This window comes from Lactobacillus sp. ESL0791, from assembly GCF_029433255.1.
Classification (GTDB): Bacteria; Bacillota; Bacilli; order Lactobacillales; family Lactobacillaceae; genus Lactobacillus.
This window is the reverse complement of sequence record NZ_JAQTHU010000001.1, coordinates 1,355,264-1,375,908: the sequence shown is the minus strand read 5'-3', so window position 1 is coordinate 1,375,908 and position 20,645 is coordinate 1,355,264. Positions and strand designations below refer to the sequence as shown.

Here is a 20,645-nt window from a genome sequence, read left to right as displayed (position 1 = left end):
TAAGAGGGAGAAGGCCCGAAGATGATTTTTTTGTTTTGCGGCAGTGTTATTGCATTTGTAGGTATCATGTGGCTAATCTTACCTGCGAAAAATCCTAACCGTCTTTACGGCTACTTGTCGTATTTGGCGCAAGTAAATCAGGCTAGTTTTGAATTTGCCCAAAAGCGGGCCAGTTTATATTTTATTCTGTCCGGCGGTGTGCAAATGATCTTGGGGGCCATGATTCATTTGCTAGAGTGGGATCGGTATTTCTTGCTGTGGCTGCTGACCTTTTACTTTTTTATTTTGTTTCCCATTATTTGGACGGAAAAAAGTTTAAAGAAATTTTTGCTGGCACGCCACCAGCTACCCAGCGATTATGTTGACCCTGATAAGGTGAAGCATGAGAAAACAAAGGGTTTCAAGGATTTATAATGAAATTGAAAATATTAATTGTTGAAGATGATAATTCAGTTGCCGAAATGATGCAAATGTTTTTTCAAAAAGAGGGCTGGGTATCGGAAATTGCAACCGATGGCATTCAGGCGGTTGATATGTTTAAGGCCAAGCCTTCCGCATATGATCTGATTACGCTGGATTTAAATCTTCCTAAGAAAGACGGCATTCAGGTTGCCAAGGAAATTAGAAAGATATCACCGGCCGTGCCCATCATCATGCTAACGGCCCGGGATAGTGAAGCCGATCAGGTTTTGGGTCTGGGTGTCGGTGCCGATGACTATGTCTCTAAGCCGTTTAGTCCGCTGGCTTTAATTGCGCGGATCAAGGCCTTACACCGCCGGATCATGATCGAAGAGGGACAGCATGAAACAGAAGATGCGCCTATTAATAAAGATTTTGATATCAAAACCGCGCATTTAAAAATTTCGAAGGCCCGGCGCGAGGTGCTGTTTGACGGCAAGACGGTCGCCGATTTAACGCCGAAGGAATTTGATTTGCTCTTTACGATGGCGCAAAAGCCCAAGCAGGTTTTTTCCCGTGATAAGTTGCTCGAGTTGGTCTGGGGTTACGAATTTTATGGCGAAGAACGAACCGTTGATGCTCATATAAAAAAATTGCGGCAGAAGCTTGAGCGGGTCGGGGCAAATGTGATCCAAACCGTTTGGGGCGTCGGCTATAAATTTGACGATACACAGGCTGAGAAATGAAATTGCTATACCAGCATTTGCTGAGTTTTTTGTTTTTAATAATTATTTCTGTTTCGATTATCGGCTATTCCGAAATTAATTACATTACGGAACAGGTATACGCACAAAATTATAAAAAAATGGAAGACTATGCCTCATCGGTGGGAAAAATTGCCCTTACTGAAGACAGAACTGGCGCGCTTGTGTTTAATTCGGCCTTTTTAGATCAGCTGCAGTTTGTTTTACATAGTGATGATTTGCATATTCGGATGTTTGACAGTCAAAATGAGCAAATTTATCCTAAAGCAGGTCCGGACCTCCGCCTATCCAAGCGGGTTTTTGACCTTGTGACCGGCGGCCGTGAAATCAGGATCAAAAATAATAATCAGGACGGCTCGTCCTTTGGACGCACGAAGGATGCTTATACAGGGGTACTAATTCCATGGACAAATGGTAAAAAAGTTCTCGGTGTCATTTGGGTCGGTTCTCGTGTAAAAAACGTTGAACAGTCGATTAACATGGCTAAGCGCAATTTGGTGAACGCACTGGTTATTACTTTAATTATCGGACTGTTATTGAGTTTTTTACTTTCTTATTATTCAACTAATAAAATCAAACGTTTGTCCCGTGCCACAAAAAAAGTCGCGGCAGGAGATTTTGATGTTAAAATTCAGTCCAATCAGGGCAAAGATGAAATTGACCAGTTGGCGGATAATTTTAACCAGATGGTCGTTGCCCTGAAAAAATCTGATACGGAAATTAAAACGCAGGAAAAAAGGCGCGACCAATTTATGGCCGATGCAGCCCATGAGATGCGGACGCCGCTAACGACAATTAACGGGATTTTGGAGGGACTGCAGTATGATGCTATTCCAGAGGAAGCTAAGCCCAAATCAATTGCGCTGATGCGGCGCGAAACCAAGCGTCTGATTCGGCTGGTCAATGAAAATCTTGATTATGAAAAGATCCGCAATAACCAGATCATGCTGGTGAAAACCGTCTTCAATGCTAATAACCTGCTAAAAGATATTAAACTGCAGCTGGAGCCTAATGCCAAAAAGGCCAATGATGAGTTGTGCTTTGACTTACCGGATGACTTGCCTATTTATGCAGATCGCGACCGTTTTACTCAAATTCTGGTTAACTTAATCCAAAACGCAATTCAGTTTACCCAAAATGGGGAAATCATTATCAAAGGCAAACGGGGCAAGCACTGCACAATCGTTTCCGTTACGGATAATGGGATCGGGATGAGTCAGGATCAGGTTAAGTATATTTTTGAACGCTTTTTCAAGGCGGATCCTTCTCGGGCACGGGGGACCGGTGAATCAGGTCTCGGATTAGCGATCGTTTCGTCGCTAGTTAAGCAGCATGGAGGCACAATCACGGTTGCTTCCACTCCAGGGAAAGGTTCAACTTTCACGGTAACGATTTTTGACCAAGGCCATGAGCAGTTTGTTGGCGGACAAGGCTAGCCTGTGAATAATTAAAAATGAAGTACTTCTTATATAAGGGTGCTTCATTTTTAATTATTTAGTGTAAAACATGCCCATTTACAGTTAACCATTTGGCAAAATTTTGGGCATTGGGTGAGAGAGCGGATTTTAATGATACAGCTCCGTAAGATAAGGAAACATCGTAATTTAGCGGTATAACTTTAAAGAAGGGATAATCTTCAAATTCAGTGAAGTCGGGCATCACAGCTATTCCTAACCCGGATTCAATCATGGTGTTGACCACGCCGAAATTTGATGCCGTAATTATTTCTGAATGCTTACACTCTGTTCTTAATAAGTTTTGCAGTTTTAATTGTTCAGGCGGGCACCAGCTGTTGGTAAACAAGATTATTCGCTGATGGTCTAAGTCTGCAAGATTTATCACCGTTTTTTGTACCAAACTATTAACAGAAGGCACGGCGACACTGAAGTGTCCCGTTAGCAGCGGAAAATAGCTGAACTCCGCGTAATTAACCACATCGTCTTGAGTGGTGAAAATAATATCGCAGGCTTGTTCCAGCAAGTTTTTCTTTAAACCATTGTGATCGTAATATTCTAAATAGATATTAGTATCTTTGTGCAGTGCGTGATAATTTCTTACTAGAGTCGGCAGCAGGTTGGATTCAAATGAGGTGCCTGTCATTCCAATGGTTAATGAACTTTTTTCTTTTTCATAATTTAGCCGACTTTCATAGATTGCCTTGTCCAGCAGCTTAATCCCTTGAACTGCTTGCTTGTAAAAGATTGTCCCGCTGGCGGTTAAGCTGACAGATTGTTTTGTCCGTTTGAATAGTTTGAGCCCTAATTCATTTTCTAGGGATCTGATTGCTTGTGAGACAGCCGGCTGTGAAATGCTCATCGAGCGTGCGGTTTTGGAAAAATTTAGTGTTTCTGCCAGGTTGATAAAAATTTTAATATGATCGAGATTCATTGCGTTCCTTTATAACGAGACCTTATTGTTGATTACATTTTGCTATTTAACCTCTATTATATCATGTGATATATTTATCAATGTAAGCGGTGAGAAATAAATAGCGCTATTTGAAGGCTGCTTCAATAATAAATATAAAATTAAAATTTATGAGAAGGTATTAGCATGGATAATGGAAAAATTAGCGAAGCGATTAATACAGAGGTTGTAGTTGTTGGTGCAGGTAATGCTGGGATGATGGCTGCTGCGGCCGCAGCAGAGTCTGGCGCCAAAGTCATGATAATTGAAAAAGAAGATTCAATTAACTTGATGCGGGTTGGTTTGGCCAGTGTTGGCAGCAATGCACAAAAAAGAGCCGGGGTGACTGTTAATAAATTTGATTTGGTTGAATACTTAGCCGCATTTGCCCAACACAATGTTGATGAAGGGCTAATCTATCATTGGGCTAATCATAGTGCTGAAGCCGTTAATTGGGTTGAAGATAACATTCTTAAGCCGCACGGTGCCCACCTTAAGGCAGAGCCTGATTCAATGGTAACCAGCAGTGCTTACGAGGGCTTTTCAACTGAAAATGACCCAACTTTTGACGACAAAACCTTCACATCATACGGCAATTGGTTTGTACAAAAAGTTGAGAAAATGGGCGTTAAGTTAGTCTTTAATACTGAACTGGTCGATCTGGTTAGCTCAAATAATAGAGTGACAGGTGTGATTGCTCAGGATAATAAAAAGGGTCAAAGAATTCAAATTAACGCCTCTAAAGGGGTAATTATTTGTTCCGGAGGGTATGCCGCTAATACCGATTTACTGCAAAAATGGAACCCGATGTCATTAAAGAAAAATGTCTATAATGATAGTCCCCGTAACACTGGTAGAGGAATAGCAGCCGCCTTAGAAATTGGTGCAATCAAAGATGAAGAACCGGCAGAATGTATCTTTGACCGAGGCCTTGTACCAGTTGGCAAGAAAACTGAGGAAATGTATGTGCAAACAGCAACCTATCAAGATTGGTTGTGGCTTGGCAGTCATCCGCTGTTAAAAGTCAACCTGCGCGGCAAGCGCTTTTCAAATGAATCAGTTCCTTACCAATACATTGTTAATGCCGCAAGTAAAGAGCCAGGCTATCTGTATGCAATGATTTGGGACGATAATTATGGTGAATATGCTAAGCAGTTCCATACTTTGGGCTGCGCCAGAGTTGGTTTTCCAGGATACATGGCTAGTGCCGAAAAATTGATGGAAGATACACAGCAATATGTTGACAAGGGCTTGGTTGTTAAGGCCGATACCATTGAAGAATTGGCTAAAAAGTTGCACTTGCCGGTAGAAAATCTGGTTAAGACGGTCAATAGGTACAATGACTTAGTTGTTGCCCATATTGACAAGGACTTTGGTAAGGAGCAATACCGCTTGACTGCTGTCGACAAGAAACCATTTTATGGCTGTATTTTAGGCGGCCGGGTTCTTGATACGCTTGATGGCTTAAGAATCAACAAGAAGATGGAAGTTCTAAATGAAGATTATGAACCAATTGAACATTTATACGCTGCTGGTAATGCTAGTGGTGGCTTCTTCTTTAACAGTTATCCAGATAGAGTTCCTGGTCTTGCTGCAAGTCATGCGCAAACCTTTGGCCGCTTAGCTGGTCAACAGGCTGCTGAAAATTAACCATTTGACAAAATAAATATAAAAGAATAAGTGCAGTGCACAAAAAGTACAATTTCTTAGTTATGCTTTCAATCCCATAATTAGGTCAGATTATTAAGCTTTAACTTAGGACTAGCTTCTGATATTTAATCGGAGGCTAGTCCTTTTAATTTTGAATACTTTTGTAGGTAAACGCGCTATAATTATTATATAGTGATTGGAGGAAAAATAGATTATGACTGTTACAACTATTAGATTTTCAGATGATGTGTATCAAAAAGTTAAAGAAATGGCCGATTTTGAAGGAGAGAGTGTTTCTACATATATGAGAAAGGCAATTACTGAAAAGGTAGAAGATCAACAAGATTATCAAGAAGCTATTAAAATGTTGAAAAAATCGACAGGAACGGTGTCAGCTGAAGAAGTTAGAAAAATGGTTTTTGGCAAAGCAAATGACTAAATTCAAGTGGGAATTTGATAAAGCAGGATTAAAAAAGTTTCGCAAGCTTGATCAGCAAGTTCAAAAAAGAATTGTTACTTGGCTTGATAGACATATTACTGATTCTGATAATCCTCGGTTATGGGGGAAAGCACTAGAAGGTAATTTACAAACACTTTGGCGCTATCGAGTGGGTAAATATCGAATTATTGCAGATATTCATGATGATAAGTTTGTAGTTTTGGTTATTAATGCTGATAAACGTAATGATGTCTATAAAAAGTAATATGTTTGGGGAATAAGAGATGAAAAAGAGAGTATTAATTAGTTTAGCTAGTGCAGCTTTATTAAGTATTAGAGTAGCTGAAGTTACCAGTAATGGGTAAGCATCACGAACCTGTACAAGTTATTAAAAAGGCTAAAATCTTTAAGATTAAGCTTAAAAAGAACTCCAAAGTTTTTACTAAGTATGGTAAAAGCAAAGGTAAAAAGCTCTTAAAGAAAGGTCATACGTATACTGTTTATGGTAAAAAGTATTATCGTCTTAGCAAGAGTCGCTATATCAAGGCTGTAAATGCTAAAAAGATAAATCTAGTTGATCCAACACCAGTTAATACTAATACTTCTTCAAATATTTCGAATGTAACAGCACCGCAATTTGTGACTTTAACTAAAAATACACCAGTTTATGATGCACTTTGACAAAAAATTCAAGACTATCGTGTTAGTAAAGGGCATGCGTCTTATAAATCTAATTCTGAATTAAATAATTTTGTGAATGGAGTTACGTTGACCATGGATGGACTATATCCTTATCAATGGGCGGTTAATTTTCAAAATTCTGCTAATTTAGAAAATTATTTATCAGAATTAACTGATAAAGGTATGAACGGAATGCGTGGAGTTGATAATCCAAGATTTTATGGTATAGATTATGATGAACCTAGCTTCAATTTGAAAGATAGAAATCCTCAACATGTAGCAAGTTCGATGTTTAATGCCTTAATTAAAGATCCTGATGTTGCTAAAAGGTTCGAAGGTCATAAAGATGATAAAGCATTCGGTGCCTTATCACTCAATTATGAGTTCGATGGAAGTTATTCTTGTGTTGGAATTATGTTCATTGAAGTATCAAGTACTAGTGATAATTGGGCAAACTTTTATAACGCAAATTAATTTAAAAAACATAATCTAAAGCCTCTAAGTTAGGAAAATTAATTTCGGGGTTTTATTGTATTCAAATTAATTAACCAAGATAAAATTGATATTTATAATTGATGTGGACCCAGTTGAAGGTTGTGCTTTTTTCTTGTGTAGGTAGCTGGCCAATTTATCGTTTGCGTGGGTATTGAGCACAAACTGTGTGGGAAACTGGTATACTTCTTTCTATGTAATTTATTTTAAATTAGAAAAACTGTTATAATCATTTAAGTATAAGGGGGAAGGTAAATGGTCAGCAGCAAATTTATTAAACAGCTTGACAGCAGGTACGGAATAAAATTTAACAATGAAAAGCTTTTGGAGGAGGCGTTTACACATTCGTCATATGCCAATGAACATCCGCGTGCCGGTATTCGTGATTATGAAAAATTAGAATTCTTGGGTGATGCTGTCCTCGAATTGGCAATCTCTGATTACCTTTACCGTCATTTTACACAATTAAACGAGGGTGAGTTGACCCGGATGCGATCAAATATTGTTGACACCGACGGCTTTTCCAAGTTTGCGGTTGAATGCGGTTTTCAGGCAGAAATCAATTTGGGCAATGGTGAGGAGAAATCTGGTGCAAGAGAGCGGAAAACCTTGCTTGAAGATGTCTTTGAAGCTTTTAACGGCGCGCTTTTTTTGGATCAAGGAATGGATAAGGTTGAACATTTTCTCGGGATAACTGTTTATCCGCTGATTGATCAAGGAAAATTCGATTCGTCGCGTGATTATAAAACTGATTTGCAGGAATTATTACAACAAAATGGCCCCGTTGATATTAAATATGCCGTTATCAGCGAATCACAGCTTCCCTCCAATTTTGTAGTTGAACTGCGGATTAATAATCAGCTTGTGTCTCAGGGCACAGGGCATAATAAAAAGGCGGCGGAACAGGATGCCGCCAAGGCCGCACTTGCTAATTTTGAATAGGAGGGATTCATGTGCCGCTAACTAAGTTAGAACTTGATGGCTTTAAATCATTTGCCGAAAAGACAACTATTCATTTTAATTCCGGGATTACAGGAATTGTGGGTCCCAATGGCAGCGGTAAAAGCAACATTACTGAAGCGATTCGCTGGGTGATGGGTGAATCCAGTGCCAAGTCTCTGCGTGGGTCCAATATGAAGGATGTTATCTTTGCGGGAAGTGAATTTAGAAAACCGGCAACGCATGCTGAAGTGACGCTGACATTTGCCAATAAAAACCATGAGTTAAATTTTGCTAGTGATGAAGTAACCGTTGGCAGAAGAATTTTGCAGTCAGGTGATAGTGAATATTTTATTAATAAGCAGAATGTCCGACTCAAAGATGTTCAGGCGCTTTTTTTGGATTCTGGAATTTCGCAGAATAGCTTAGCAATTATTTCTCAGGGCCGAGTTGACCAAATTTTAAACTCTAAACCAGAAGCACGTCGGGTTATTTTTGAAGAAGCGGCCGGGGTACTGCATTTCAAGAAGCAAAAAGAAGCGGCACAGGTTCAATTGGCTAAGACCAACGATAATTTAATTCGAATTAACGATTTGGTCAAAGAGTTGGAAAAAAGAATTGAACCGCTGCATGAACAGAGTTCGCTGGCGCAGGAATACCAATTTCAGAAGGCAGGACTTGACAAAAAGTTAAAGACTCTATTAGCGTTTGAAATTCAGGACTTAAATAAGCAGAAAAGTACCGTTCAAAAAAAAGCCGATCAGAATCAAATTTTGCTGTCTAAACTCGATCGTGAGGTGACTGAATCGCAAAGTGCGGTGAGCGCTAAGAAAAGCGAGTATCAGAACCTGACTGCTAAGCGTGAACAGCTTCAGCGCGATCTGCTTGAATTAACCGATAAGCAGGCGAAGTTAAATACCAAATTGCAGGTCACCGAGCAGTCGAAGCAGTATGACGAGGCAACCAAGAAGGAATATCAGGATGAGCTGCAGGTGTTGCAGGATCAGATCAAGGATGCGGAAAAAGCGATTGCGGTGATTAATACGGAAACGCAGGAATTACAGCAAAAGCAAAAAGCATTGAAAAAGACGCGGACAGAGCTAACCGCCCAACTTAAAGATGATCCGGAAACTTTGAATAAAAAATTGGAAGATCTGCGTAACGATTACATTGAAATCTTGCAGAAACAGACCTCCAATAATAACCAGCTTGTTTATTTAAATTCGGAATTAAAGCGGACAAATGATGACAGCAGTTACCGTGATAATGATGTCGTCAAGCAGTTAGAAACTGCATCCGCGGCTCTTGAAGACCTTCGCAAGAAGGGTCAAAGTCTCACTGCCAAGCGGACACAGCAAACTGAAGAAATGACAGCCTTGCAGCAAAAACAAAGCAATTTTCAGGCGGAAATAAATGAATTACGGCAGAAGGAGGGGATAACCCAAAATGCCCTGCAGCAAACATTAGCCCGGTATGAGGCTTTGGAAAATATTCAAAAAAGACATGAAGGGTATTATTATGGAGTTCGTAATGTCTTAAATAATTTGTCTCAGTATCCAGGAATTGTTGGGGCAATTGGTGAATTGATCTCCTTTCCGGCCGAATTAGAGGCGGCGATGACAACCGCGCTTGGCGGCGGGGTACAAGATTTGGTTGCTAAAACACGTACAAGTGCCCGGGATGCAATTAACCAGTTGAAGCGGAGCCATGCTGGTCGTGCCACATTTTTACCATTAGATGGACTGCGCAGTTACAATATCCCCAGTTCGACAGTGACGACTTTAAAAACTTTTACCGGTTTTATCGGGGTTGCCAGCAAGCTGGTAACTAGTACCGCAAAAATTGATATTACACCTGCAATTGAGTATTTACTGGGCAGCAGTATTATAGTTGATAACATCGATAATGCCTTGCAGATTTCGCGTAAGCTTGGCCGCTATCGGGTAATTACTCTAGACGGGGATGTAATCTCTCCCGGAGGTTCAATGACAGGTGGCGTGCGCAACCAAAAGAATAATTCGCCGCTGCAGACGGTTGCGGAAATAAATGAGCTCAAGCAAAAAGGAGCTGAATTAAAGAAGCAAGTTGCGGCTGAAAAGGAGAAATTGGATAAGCTGCTTAAGCAAAATGAAGTTAATGAGGCAGATCTAAGCAGCCTGAATAAGGAACTACAGGAAACCCAGCAGCAGCTGGGAGAGGCGGTTCTTTCTTTTCAGAATCAAGAAAAAGAAGTTAAGCGTTTGGAATCTGCCAGCAAGCTGTTTGAGTCACAAAAGCAAGAACGTGATAAACAGTTAGTTCAGCTGAAAAAAGAGATCACGAAAGCGACAGAAGAAAAAACAGCTTTTGTGCAGAAAATTGCAGAGCAAAAGGAAAAGATTGCGCAGGTTCAGGAACGAATCAATAATTTTACGTCGTTGAACGAAAAAGTGCAGAAGCAGGCAGCAGAGCTTGATCCGCAAATTGCTGTTTTTGCCAATAAACTAGAAAACAGTTCCCGGCAGAAGCAGGAGCAAGAGCAAAAACTCCAGGCTGGTCAAAAACAGGTGACGGAGCTTGAAAATAAATTAACCGCAATTGATGAAAATAGTGCGCTGTCGGAAAACCAAAAAACCGCAATGCAAGATGAAATTAAGCAGATGGCGGATAAAAAGAATTCTTTGCAGGAGCAGCTGACACAGCTTAGCAGCAAATTAGGTCGGTTCAACGCCCAAATCAACCAGCTGGATCAGGTTGCCAGCCGCAATTATGACCTGCGCAAGGATGCGGCAGACGAGCAAGAAAATTTATCGGTTGAGCTGGCAAAATTTACCGGTTCGATTGATCACCGCTTAAAGCGTCTGGGTTCCGATTACTCTCTTACTTATGAAGCTGCTCTGGCTCAGGCCGAAGGAGAAAATAATGCGGAAAAACGGGCTGAACTGCAAAAAAGTGTCAAACTGCACCGGATGTCGCTTGAAGATATTGGTCCGGTGAATTTGGATGCAATTAATGAATATGAAAATGTTAAAAAACGCTACGACTTTTTAAATGGCCAGCAGGATGATCTGCTTAAGGCGCGGGATAACCTTGAAAAATCAATGTCGGCCCTAGATAATGAAGTCAGTAACCGGTTTTCTAAAACCTTTAATTCGGTTGCGGCAAGTTTCACTGCGCTTTTTCCACTTGTTTTTGGCGGCGGGAATGCTAGGCTGGTGTTGACAGAGCCCGACCACATGCTGACAACGGGCGTTGAAATCGTTGCCCAACCGCCTGGCAAGAAGCTGCAGCGTTTGAGTCTATTATCTGGTGGTGAACGGGCGCTGACAGCAATTACCCTCTTGTTTGCCATGCTTAAGGTAAAACCGGTTCCGTTCTGCGTGCTGGATGAGGTTGAGGCGGCACTGGATGATGCCAATGTCAGCCGCTTTGCACAATTTTTAGAAAAGTACGATTTAAAGACGCAATTTATTGTGATTACCCATAGGCGAGGGACCATGGAGGAAGCAGATCAGCTCTACGGGGTTGTGATGCAGGAATCCGGCGTATCGCAGGTTCTATCGGTATCATTAAAAGAAATAAAAGATGAGGTGAAGTAAAGATGGGATTATTTGATAAAATAAAAAAATCACTCTTTGGTGACCAGGAAACAGAAAATAAGCCGGACGAAAAAAAGCAAGAAGAGACGGCTAAGGAAGAGAAAGCTCAAGAAACTGTAAAAGAAGACGAAACACAGGCGGCAGATACTGAAAAGCAGGAGGAACAGCCGTTATCTTTGAATGATGAAACTAATACCGATGCCATCGAGCCCAAAGAGGAAAAAACTACCGCTGATATTTATGAAAAAGGGCTTGAAAAAACAAATCAGGGTTTTGGGGCCAGGCTGAATCAATTTTTTGCCAAATTTAGAACAGTTGATGAAGATTTTTTTGATGATTTGGAAGAATTGCTGATTGAGTCCGATGTTGGGTTTGAAACTGCTGAAGAATTGACTGATGAATTGCGTGATGAAGCCAAGCTGAAGAATGCCAAGTCACGGGACGACCTGAAAAAAATCATCGTTGAAAAGATGGTCGAATTGTATGACAAGAATGGCAACGAAGAAGACGAGCACCTTATCTATCATGAAGAGAAGAAACCTAATGTTTATCTTTTTGTCGGTGTCAATGGTGCTGGTAAAACCACAACGATTGGCAAGTTGGCTCAGCGTTTTAAGAAGCAGGGCAAGTCGGTATTGTTAGCCGCCGCAGATACTTTCAGGGCCGGCGCGGTTGAACAGCTTGAAGAGTGGGGTAAACGCGTTGGGGTGCCTGTTGTTACGGGAAAGGACCGGGCCGATCCTGCCTCTGTTGTTTACGATGCCACCCAAAAGGCACTGGATGAACAAGTAGACTATCTCTTGGTTGATACTGCTGGCCGGCTGCAAAATAAGAAGAACTTGATGAACGAACTAGAAAAGATTGACCGCACAATTCAAAAATTAGCCCCGGATGAACCCACCGAGACCTTGCTCGTGCTGGATGGATCAACCGGTCAAAATGCCCTCATGCAGGCAAAGGATTTTGATAAAACGACCAAGTTAACCGGCTTGGTTTTAACAAAATTAGACGGTTCTTCTAAAGGCGGGGTTGTTTTGGCAATTCGCAATGAAATGAAGTTACCTGTTAAACTGGTGGGCTTGGGTGAAAAAGCCGAAGACCTAGCAGATTTTGATGCCGCTGATTATGCAGTTGGCCTTTTCCATGATTTGGCCTAATACTAATAAAAGAATGCAAAGGAGAAACTATGCAAAAAGATCGTGCCTGTACTACTGTTTTGGTAGGGAAAAAGGCGTCAATTGATGGCTCAACAATGATTGCCAGAGATGATGATCGAAGCAATTAACATGTCCAAGATGACCTTTAACATGGATACTAATCTTTAATAGAAAACAGCTAACCCTTTTAATAAAGAAAAGTTGGCTGTTTTTACTTTGCTTCGGGAGCGAATGCAATCGCCAGTAGTAAATTTTTTTGCTATACTTGTTCTGGGTGACAAGCTAATGGATGAACTCATTAAGAATGAACAACTTGGCGACCTGTATGCCTATTATGGGTCGCTGCTAACCAAGGGCCAGAGGTCTTATTTTGAAGATTATTATTATAATGACCTTTCATTAGGGGAAATTGCTCTTAATCATGGCGTTTCACGGCAGGCAGTTTATGATAACTTGCGGCGTTCCAGCAAGCTCTTGAAAAAATATGAAGCTAGACTCCACATGCAGAGGGATTATAACGAACTGGAAATGAGCCTAGAGCATGTTGCCGGTAAGCTTAAGCAGGGGGCTACAGAGCCTGCTTTGGTAAAGATAAATGAATTATTAGAGAAGTTGAAGGGAGAATAAGCCCAATGGCTTTTGAAAATTTAAGCGAACGAATTCAAAAGGCACTTAGAAATTTAACCGGTAAGGGGAAGATTTCTGAAGAAGATATTAATAATGCGAGCCGGGAAATCCGCTTGGCGCTGCTTGAAGCCGATGTTAACTTTAAGGTCGTCAAGGATTTTATCAAAACGATTAAGCAGGAAGCACTTGGAAAAGAAGTTCAGGAAAGCCTGAATCCTGGTCAGCAGGTTATTAAAATCGTCAATGATGAATTAACCAAGATGATGGGGGAAACGGCTGCTAGTTTAATTAAGTCAAAGCATATCCCAACAATCATTATGATGGTTGGGCTTCAGGGTACCGGTAAAACTACAACGGTTGGCAAACTTGCATATCATTTACAGGAAACCGAAAAGGCGCGACCACTGTTAATTGCCGGAGATATTTACCGGCCGGCAGCTGTTGACCAGTTGAAGCAAATTGGTGATCAGCTCAAGGTGCCTGTTTTTAGTGAAACCGGTGAAAAAGACGTAGCCAAGATTGTCAAGGACGGTTTGACGCAGGCAAAGCAGAATAAGAATGACTATGTCATCATCGATACGGCAGGACGGTTAGAAATCGATGAACCGTTGATGCAGGAATTGGAACGGGTAAAAGTGGTTGCTAACCCCGACAATATTTTGCTGGTTGTCGATGCAATGACCGGGCAGGCTGCAACGGATGTTGCCAAGGGCTTTGACGAGCGACTCGATATTACCGGAGTTATTTTGACCAAACTGGATGGTGATACGCGTGGTGGTGCGGCTCTATCAATCAGAGCTGTAACCGGTAAGCCAATTATTTATACTGGCCAAGGTGAAAAGCTAACTGATCTGGAAGACTTTCATCCAGATCGGATGGCTTCGAGAATCTTGGGTATGGGCGATATGCTCACTTTGATTGAAAAGGCTCAGTCTGACTATGATGCCGAAAAGGCTGCCAAGGTTGCTGAAAAGATGAAGGAAAATACCTTTGATTTCAATGACTTTGTGGACCAGCTGGAGCAAGTTGAGAAAATGGGGCCGCTTGACCAGGTAATGAAAATGATCCCGGGCATGGCCAACAACCCGCAGCTTAAGAATATTAATATTGATAAAAAAGAAATTTTACACATTAAGGCAATTGTGTCTTCAATGACCGAAAAGGAGCGTGAAGATCCAGAGCTGCTTAATCCGAGCCGCAGAAGGCGGATTGCTGCCGGTGCCGGCCGCCCGGTCGTTGAAGTCAACCGCATGATTAAGCAGTTTAAGCAGGCGCGTGACATGATGAATAAGGTCACTAAGGGCAACATGAAGGGACTGAGCAATCTCCCGGGAATGGATTCACCGATGGCCAAGATGGCAATGCGTCGCATGGGCAAAAAATTTAAGAAGAATAAGAAGAAACGAATGAAGATCAAGCATTATCGTGGTTAATTAACTGTTAAGTAAAAACACTTTACAGCTCTATCGAAGAGTGCTATAGTTAATACCGTTAAATATTAGGAGGAATTATTTATGTCAGTAAAAATTCGTATGCGTCGTATGGGTGCCAAGAGAAGACCTTTTTATCGGATCGTTGTTGCTGATTCAAGAATGCCACGTGATGGCCGTTTTATTGAAGAAGTTGGTTACTACAATCCAGTTGCTGAGCCAAAAGAGTTAAAGCTTGACGAAGACAAGATTTATGAATGGCTTAAGAAGGGTGCACAACCTTCAGACACTGTAAGATCACTTCTTTCAGGTGCCGGCTTAATGAAGAAGTTGCATGACGAAAAGTACAGCAAGTAATTTGCGTGTAACTTTAAGAGTTTGAAGTAAGTAGCTTCAAACTTTTTTATTACACAGATTTTTCAAGGAGAAAAAATGCAATTTTATGACGTTGCGCAAATTTTGACAACCCACGGTTTAACTGGTGAGGTTAAAGTAAAGATCATTACCGATTTTCCTGATGAGCGCTTTGCTTCAGGAACTAAGTTGGCATTAAAAGATGATCATGAATGCGAATTATCCGTTACCAGTAGCCGTCCGTTTAAACAATTTTGGCTGGTGCAATTTGAAGAAGTGACAAGCATTGAAGAAGCTGAAAAGCTTCGGGGCAAAACTTTGGTGGTTGCCGAAATTGACCAGCAAGAATTGCCGGCTGGGACATATTATTATCGCGATATTTTAGATTCTACTGTGTTGGATTTTGCAACCAATGAGGAGCTAGGAAAAGTTACCGATATTCAGTCGCTGGGACCGAATGATGTCTGGCAGATAACTGAAAAGTCTGGGCATGAATATTTAATTCCGTATATTACTGACGTTGTTAAGAAGATTGATGTTGCCAATAAACGAATTTATGTAACGCTGATGGAGGGCCTGCGCGATGAAAATTAATGTGTTAACCCTTTTTCCCGAGATGTTCACGCCTCTGCAGACCTCAATGCTAGGACGCGGGCTTGAAGATAACAAATGGCAGCTCAATCTTGTGAATTTTCGGGATTTTACCAGTGATGTTCACCACCATGTTGATGATACACCGTATGGCGGCGGTGCCGGAATGGTGCTGCAGATTCTGCCGATTAAAAAAGCACTAGACTCGCTTCCAAGCAAGGGCCGGGTAATTATTACGGCTCCGCAGGGTCATAAATTTAACCAAAATCTTGCCCAAAAGTGGTCAACAGAAGAAGAACTAACCTTTATCTGCGGCCATTATGAGGGTTTTGACCAGCGGGTTTACGATTTGGCCGACGAAGTTGTCTCAATCGGTGATTATGTTCTGACTGGCGGCGAGCTGCCGACGATGAGCATGATCGATGCGACGGTGCGTTTGCTTCCGGGAATCTTGGGCAATGCTGCTTCGCCGGTTGAAGAAAGCTTTTCGCATGGATTGCTTGAATATCCACAATATACGAGACCGGAAGATTTTAATGGAGAAAAGGTGCCCCCGGTGCTGATTTCCGGCAACCACCAAAAAATTGCTGACTGGCGGCACAAGGAAGCTTTGCGTGCAACCTATTTACAGCGACCAGATATGCTGGAAAATTATGAATTGAACGCTGAGGAACAAAAAATGCTTGCTGAAATTAAGGAAGAAGAGAACTAAACTTGCTCTACTAGATGTTATTTGCTAAAATAATAAATTGTAGTATTTGACTACAAAAGTAATAGAGGTGTTCCGCTGACAAGGTTTGTGTAAGAACATCGAAAAGGGAGAAAAAAATGGATCCATTAATTCAAGAATTAACTAAAGAACAGTTGCGTGACGATATTCCTGACTTTCGTGCAGGTGACACTGTTCGTGTTCACGTTCGCGTTGTTGAAGGTACCCACGAACGTATTCAGATGTTCGAGGGAATTGTAATTAAGCGTAAGGGTGCTGGTATTGGTGCAGCTTACACAGTTCGTAAGATTGCTTCTGGTGTCGGTGTTGAACGTACTTTTCCAGTTAACGATCCTCGGGTTGCTAAGGTTGAAGTATTGCGTCACGGTCGTGTACGTCGTGCTAAGCTTTACTACTTGCGTGATCGTCATGGCAAGTCAGCAAGAATTGCTGAGAAGCGCCGTTAATTACTTAATTAAGAGTTGTTGCTCAAGAGCAGCGGCTCTTTTTTTGCACAAAAATTAATTTAAGCATAAAAAACATGTGATAGTTTCTGTATCATTGCTGCTTACTTCTGGAAATTTTCTCTAAATCGTCTAGTTTAATATGATAAAATATTAAGCAATAATGTTTTGGGGGAATGATCATGGATAAGCCATTTTTGTTAGATTTTGATGCAAGCCCGAATGCCGTGCTTGAGCCGGACCATGAAGAATTACACTATCATTTTCCAGATAAACTGCTGTTTGCCTTTATTACGCCCGAAGCAATAGCTGCCTTTTTGAAAAAGTATCCCTACTGTGAAATTGGGGTCTTTGAATGCTTTGAAGGTAAAACCAAGGTTTATGAAGTTCAATTGGGACAAGAAAAGATTGCTTTTTGTCAAGCAAAAATCGGGGCAGCCGCAGCAACACAGTTGTTAGACTGGCTGATTTCCTATGGTGTCAAGCAGATTCTGGCAATTGGCTCGGCAGGTGCGATAACCGCAATTCCCGAAAATTACTTTCTGGTTCCCACCAAAGCTATCAGGGATGAAGGAACATCGTTTCATTACGCTTTACCAGCTGATTTTATTGATTTAAGGTCGAATTTTTTAACGAAAGTTGAACATTTGATGGCTGAAACGGGTTTTAAAGTCAAGGAAATCATGACCTGGACAACGGACGGCTTTTTTCGGGAAACTGCTAATAAAGTTAAAAAGTTTCGGAAACTGGGTGCCTCTTGCGTTGAAATGGAGTGCGCGGCGATGGCAGCTTGTACACAATTTCGGCAAGTAGAGTTTGCGCAAATTTTGTTTACAGCTGATTCGTTAAGCGACATCGAACAGCATGAAGATCGCGGCTGGGGGATGGGTGCGCACGAACAGGCACTGGAGTTAGCTGCAGCAATTTTAGATAAAATCTGATTGTTAAAGTTGATAAAATAAGGATTGAGGAAATTTTAATGGAGAAACCGTTTTTATTGGATTTTGACGCAAATCAGCATGCTGTCCTTGACCCGGGACATAAAAGTGCCAAATTGCATTACCATTTTCCTAAAAAACTATTGTTTGCCTTTATTACGACTGATGCGATTCAAAATTTTTTAAGGCAGTATCCGCATCAAGTTGTCGGTATATTCAAATGCTTTATGGGTGAAACAGAAATTTATGAAGTTGAGCTTGCACATGAGAAAATCACTTTTTGTCAAGCTTTAATGGGTGCGTCCTCCGCAGTACAGTTACTTGATTGGACTATTTCTTATGGTGTTCAACAAATTTTGGCAGTCGGTTCGGCAGGTGTATTAAGCAAAATCCCCGAAAATTATTTTTTGGTACCGACAAAGGCAATCAGGGATGAAGGTACATCATTTCATTATGCAGCGCCAGCCAATATTATTGATTTACAGTCGGATTATTTAACAAGTGTTGAAAAATTGATGGTTGAGAACAAATTAAAAGTCAAAGAAGTAATGACGTGGTCAACAGATGGTTTTTTCCGCGAAACTGCTAAAAAAGTTGCCCAGTTCAAAAAGCTGGGTGCCTCCTGTGTTGAAATGGAATGTGCGGCGCTTGCGGCGTGTGCTCAGTTTCGTCATGCCGACTTTGCGCAGATTTTGTTTACAGCAGATTCGTTAAGTACGACCTCTGGCCACGAAGATCGTGGCTGGGGTCGGGATGCACATGGACAGGCACTTGCGCTTGCAGCAGCTATAATGGATCAAATATAGATTACTTTGTGAAAAAACTAGTTGTGTAACCAACGTGAAACTTAACAAAATTCACAAGCCTGAATATAAAACACTGATGTTACAGCGATTAATTATAAATTTGTGATTAAATTTTGTGAAATCATCTTTCTGGTTACGTGTGGAAAAATATTACAGAAACGAATAAGTGTAAATTAAAATGAAATATCCGCGAGAATTAATCGCAAAAGTAAAGCAGCGTTCAGCAGGTTTTAAACTGGAGGGACTAAACGAAGGTGAAGGACCCAAGCATCCCCAACTGATGATCATTGGCGAAGCACCAGGAAGGGATGAGATTGTCTCCCACATTCCCTTTCACGGTGCTTCCGGCAAAGAACTGATGAAGTCACTGGCTTCAATTGGCTTAAGTCGTGAAGATATCTATATTACAAGTGTTGTCAGGAGCAGGCCATATTCCGTTAAAAATGTCTTTAGTAAAAAAGAAAATAAAGAAGTGGTGAAATATCCTAACCGTAAACCGACCAAAAAAGAAATTCTGGCACACGCACCGTTTGTTGATTATGAAATTAATTATGTTAAACCGAAAGTGATTGTGACTCTTGGCGGGACTTCTATAGAAAGGTTGCTTGGACCGGGCCATATTATTTCTAAAGAACACGGTAAAGTTTTCGAAAATACGCCAATTCTTCAACTGAATAAAGAAGAAAACGGCTATGTTTGGTCAAAAGAAAAATATACTGTCATCCTTGAATATCATCCGGCAGCAATTTTTTATAATCGCAAGATAACTGATGATGTTAAGCAGGATTGGTTGGCAATTAAGCCATATTTGAAGCAAAATAAAAACTAGAGCAGCGCTCTAGTCTTTTTCTTAATTGATATTGTTGCGGTATAAACCGACGACCTTGCCTAGAATGTGGACACTGGTCAAAATAATTGGTGCCATCGTATCATTTTCCGGCTGCAACCGGAAGTGGCCTTTTTCCTTATAGAACCGTTTAACCGTTGCTTCGTTTTCATCTGTCATTGCAACCACAATTTCTCCGTTACTTGCAGCAGATTGCTTCCTGACAATCACGTTATCACCGTTTAAAATGCCGGCGTTGACCATGCTTTCTCCATGAATTTTCAGCATAAACAAATCTCCCGCATCGTTAGCTAAATCTGGTGGAAGCGGGAAATAATCTTCGATATCTTCAACTGCAAGAATCGGTTCTCCTGCGGTGACTACACCGACGATGGGGATTTCCTTTGGTTTTATTCCCAAAGCATTCTTGCCTTCCTCCGTGATTTCGAGAGCTCGTGGTTTAGTTGCGTCTTTTAGAATTAACCCCTTACGTTCAAGCCGTGCCAAATGCCCGTGGACAGTTGACGTTGATGAAAGGTTAACGGCCGCACAAATCTCCCGGACTGTGGGCGGGAACCCGCGGTCTGCAACCGTTTCGTAAATGTATTGTAAGATTTCTAGTTGTTTTGAGTCATGATTAGTCGCCATTATTTTGCTCCGTTGCTGTTCACTGTAAATTAATTAACTTTAGTTTAACAAAAATATTGCTCTTTGGCAAACAAATGTTCTAATTGCCCAGACTTTTTTTATTTTTGCAAATAAGGTAGACTATGGTAAAAACGAAAGGAAATTGCGATGGATAGTGCTGAAGAAAAAAAGATGATTGCGCGGATTAATGAACTTTACCATAAGAAAGAAAAAGAGGGCTTAACTGAAGATGAAGCCGCTGAGCGCAAAGAATTACAGAAAAAGTTTATTCAAAATTTCCGGGCTGGCTTTAAGCAAGACGTCGAAGATATGGTAATCATCGGAAAAGATGGTAAGGAAATCACCTCCGAAAAGGCTAAAAAGGCGCAGAGAAGAAAAGGTTTACGAAAAGATTGATTTAGGCCTTTAAAATAAAATTAATTTTAGGTAATATATACTTATTGATTTATGGAGGAGTTTGTTTTTATGAATTTGGGTTTAGCAATTACATTAATTATTGTCGCATTGTTAGTGGGACTAGTTGGTGGATTTTATGGCGCAAGAGCTTATATGAAGAAGTATTTTAAGGATAATCCCCCAATCAATGAAGATATGATTGTTGCAATGATGTCACAAATGGGTCAGAAGCCTTCGGCTAAGAAGGTTAATCAGGTCATGAACATGATGAAACATCAGAAATAATTTTTTCTTTAATTGATTAGTGTAAAAGACAAAAGATTATTCTTTGTCTTTTTTATTTTTGAAAAG

At 40.9% G+C, this 20,645-nt stretch carries 24 protein-coding genes and 1 pseudogene; 23 read left to right on the top strand and 2 right to left on the bottom strand.

Features of this window, described 5'->3' with window-relative positions; all coding sequences use genetic code 11:
* Positions 1 to 21: 21 nt before the first annotated feature.
* Genes PT285_RS06845 through PT285_RS06835 form a run of 3 tightly spaced genes read left to right on the top strand, consistent with a single transcriptional unit; the run spans position 22 to position 2,599 of the window.
* Complete coding sequence (locus PT285_RS06845; RefSeq protein WP_277149004.1) at positions 22 to 414, top strand: SdpI family protein; 393 nt, start codon at positions 22 to 24, stop codon at positions 412 to 414.
* Positions 414 to 1,145 (top strand): response regulator transcription factor, encoded by a 732-nt coding sequence (locus tag PT285_RS06840; protein WP_277149002.1) that lies wholly within the window; start codon positions 414 to 416, stop codon positions 1,143 to 1,145. The genes PT285_RS06845 and PT285_RS06840 overlap by 1 nt, the downstream gene beginning before the upstream one ends.
* Positions 1,142 to 2,599: a HAMP domain-containing sensor histidine kinase gene (locus PT285_RS06835; protein ID WP_277149000.1), complete on the top strand. Its 1,458-nt coding sequence runs from the start codon at positions 1,142 to 1,144 to the stop codon at positions 2,597 to 2,599. Before PT285_RS06840 ends, PT285_RS06835 begins: the two co-directional genes overlap by 4 nt.
* Before the next feature lie 58 nt (positions 2,600 to 2,657).
* Here PT285_RS06835 and PT285_RS06830 read toward each other — a convergent pair whose 3' ends face one another.
* Positions 2,658 to 3,551 carry a LysR family transcriptional regulator gene (locus PT285_RS06830; RefSeq protein WP_277148998.1) on the bottom strand — a complete coding sequence of 298 codons (894 nt, stop codon included), beginning with the start codon at positions 3,549 to 3,551 and terminating at the stop codon, positions 2,658 to 2,660.
* A gap of 165 nt (positions 3,552 to 3,716) precedes the next feature.
* Here PT285_RS06830 and PT285_RS06825 point away from each other — a divergent pair, with 165 nt between their 5' ends.
* From PT285_RS06825 to PT285_RS06740, 18 genes and pseudogenes are all read left to right on the top strand, one after another.
* A complete protein-coding gene (locus tag PT285_RS06825) occupies positions 3,717 to 5,219 on the top strand; it encodes an FAD-dependent oxidoreductase (protein WP_277148996.1) in 1,503 nt (500 codons plus the stop codon).
* Positions 5,220 to 5,433: 214 nt separating this feature from the next.
* Positions 5,434 to 5,658 (top strand): type II toxin-antitoxin system RelB family antitoxin, encoded by a 225-nt coding sequence (gene relB, locus PT285_RS06820; protein ID WP_277148994.1) that lies wholly within the window; start codon positions 5,434 to 5,436, stop codon positions 5,656 to 5,658.
* A complete protein-coding gene (locus PT285_RS06815) occupies positions 5,651 to 5,923 on the top strand; it encodes a type II toxin-antitoxin system RelE/ParE family toxin (RefSeq protein ID WP_277150647.1) in 273 nt (90 codons plus the stop codon). The genes relB and PT285_RS06815 overlap by 8 nt, the downstream gene beginning before the upstream one ends.
* 92 nt (positions 5,924 to 6,015) lie before the next feature.
* Positions 6,016 to 6,339: an SLAP domain-containing protein gene (locus PT285_RS06810; protein WP_277148992.1), complete on the top strand. Its 324-nt coding sequence runs from the start codon at positions 6,016 to 6,018 to the stop codon at positions 6,337 to 6,339.
* A 93-nt stretch (positions 6,340 to 6,432) separates the two neighbouring features.
* Positions 6,433 to 6,813, top strand: a complete 381-nt coding sequence (locus tag PT285_RS06805) for a hypothetical protein (RefSeq protein WP_277148990.1) — start codon at positions 6,433 to 6,435, stop codon at positions 6,811 to 6,813.
* 273 nt (positions 6,814 to 7,086) lie between these two features.
* Positions 7,087 to 7,773, top strand: coding sequence for a ribonuclease III (rnc, locus tag PT285_RS06800; protein WP_277148988.1), 687 nt, complete (start codon positions 7,087 to 7,089; stop codon positions 7,771 to 7,773).
* A gap of 11 nt (positions 7,774 to 7,784) precedes the next feature.
* Positions 7,785 to 11,348: a chromosome segregation protein SMC gene (gene smc, locus PT285_RS06795; protein ID WP_277148986.1), complete on the top strand. Its 3,564-nt coding sequence runs from the start codon at positions 7,785 to 7,787 to the stop codon at positions 11,346 to 11,348.
* 2 nt (positions 11,349 to 11,350) lie between these two features.
* On the top strand, positions 11,351 to 12,505 hold the full coding sequence (gene ftsY / locus PT285_RS06790) for a signal recognition particle-docking protein FtsY (RefSeq protein ID WP_277148984.1): 1,155 nt from the start codon (positions 11,351 to 11,353) through the stop codon (positions 12,503 to 12,505).
* Between the two features lie 29 nt (positions 12,506 to 12,534).
* Positions 12,535 to 12,621, top strand: a pseudogene (locus PT285_RS06785) (C69 family dipeptidase); the annotation flags it as partial.
* Between the two features lie 169 nt (positions 12,622 to 12,790).
* Positions 12,791 to 13,132, top strand: coding sequence for a YlxM family DNA-binding protein (gene ylxM, locus PT285_RS06780; RefSeq protein WP_277148982.1), 342 nt, complete (start codon positions 12,791 to 12,793; stop codon positions 13,130 to 13,132).
* Between the two features lie 5 nt (positions 13,133 to 13,137).
* Positions 13,138 to 14,565 carry a signal recognition particle protein gene (gene ffh, locus PT285_RS06775; protein ID WP_277148980.1) on the top strand — a complete coding sequence of 476 codons (1,428 nt, stop codon included), beginning with the start codon at positions 13,138 to 13,140 and terminating at the stop codon, positions 14,563 to 14,565.
* A gap of 81 nt (positions 14,566 to 14,646) precedes the next feature.
* Positions 14,647 to 14,919, top strand: a complete 273-nt coding sequence (rpsP, locus tag PT285_RS06770) for a 30S ribosomal protein S16 (protein WP_277148978.1) — start codon at positions 14,647 to 14,649, stop codon at positions 14,917 to 14,919.
* Positions 14,920 to 14,994: 75 nt separating this feature from the next.
* Positions 14,995 to 15,510: a ribosome maturation factor RimM gene (rimM, locus tag PT285_RS06765; protein ID WP_277148976.1), complete on the top strand. Its 516-nt coding sequence runs from the start codon at positions 14,995 to 14,997 to the stop codon at positions 15,508 to 15,510.
* Positions 15,500 to 16,219 carry a tRNA (guanosine(37)-N1)-methyltransferase TrmD gene (gene trmD, locus PT285_RS06760; protein WP_277148974.1) on the top strand — a complete coding sequence of 240 codons (720 nt, stop codon included), beginning with the start codon at positions 15,500 to 15,502 and terminating at the stop codon, positions 16,217 to 16,219. The genes rimM and trmD overlap by 11 nt, the downstream gene beginning before the upstream one ends.
* Positions 16,220 to 16,335: 116 nt before the next feature.
* Positions 16,336 to 16,683 carry a 50S ribosomal protein L19 gene (gene rplS, locus PT285_RS06755; protein ID WP_277148972.1) on the top strand — a complete coding sequence of 116 codons (348 nt, stop codon included), beginning with the start codon at positions 16,336 to 16,338 and terminating at the stop codon, positions 16,681 to 16,683.
* A 179-nt stretch (positions 16,684 to 16,862) separates the two neighbouring features.
* The gene (locus tag PT285_RS06750) at positions 16,863 to 17,621 is read left to right on the top strand and encodes a nucleoside phosphorylase (RefSeq protein ID WP_277148970.1); all 759 of its coding nucleotides are present in this window, start codon (positions 16,863 to 16,865) and stop codon (positions 17,619 to 17,621) included.
* Between the two features lie 38 nt (positions 17,622 to 17,659).
* Positions 17,660 to 18,424, top strand: a complete 765-nt coding sequence (locus tag PT285_RS06745; protein WP_277148968.1) for a nucleoside phosphorylase — start codon at positions 17,660 to 17,662, stop codon at positions 18,422 to 18,424.
* 178 nt (positions 18,425 to 18,602) lie between these two features.
* Positions 18,603 to 19,253, top strand: a complete 651-nt coding sequence (locus PT285_RS06740; protein WP_277148966.1) for a uracil-DNA glycosylase — start codon at positions 18,603 to 18,605, stop codon at positions 19,251 to 19,253.
* Positions 19,254 to 19,274: 21 nt separating this feature from the next.
* Here PT285_RS06740 and lexA read toward each other — a convergent pair whose 3' ends face one another.
* The gene (lexA, locus tag PT285_RS06735; RefSeq protein WP_277148964.1) at positions 19,275 to 19,898 is read right to left on the bottom strand and encodes a transcriptional repressor LexA; all 624 of its coding nucleotides are present in this window, start codon (positions 19,896 to 19,898) and stop codon (positions 19,275 to 19,277) included.
* Between the two features lie 147 nt (positions 19,899 to 20,045).
* Here lexA and PT285_RS06730 point away from each other — a divergent pair, with 147 nt between their 5' ends.
* Both PT285_RS06730 and PT285_RS06725 read left to right on the top strand, forming a co-directional pair.
* A complete protein-coding gene (locus PT285_RS06730; protein ID WP_277148962.1) occupies positions 20,046 to 20,294 on the top strand; it encodes a DUF896 domain-containing protein in 249 nt (82 codons plus the stop codon).
* 69 nt (positions 20,295 to 20,363) lie between these two features.
* A complete protein-coding gene (locus PT285_RS06725; RefSeq protein ID WP_277148960.1) occupies positions 20,364 to 20,579 on the top strand; it encodes a YneF family protein in 216 nt (71 codons plus the stop codon).
* Positions 20,580 to 20,645: the final 66 nt, after the last annotated feature.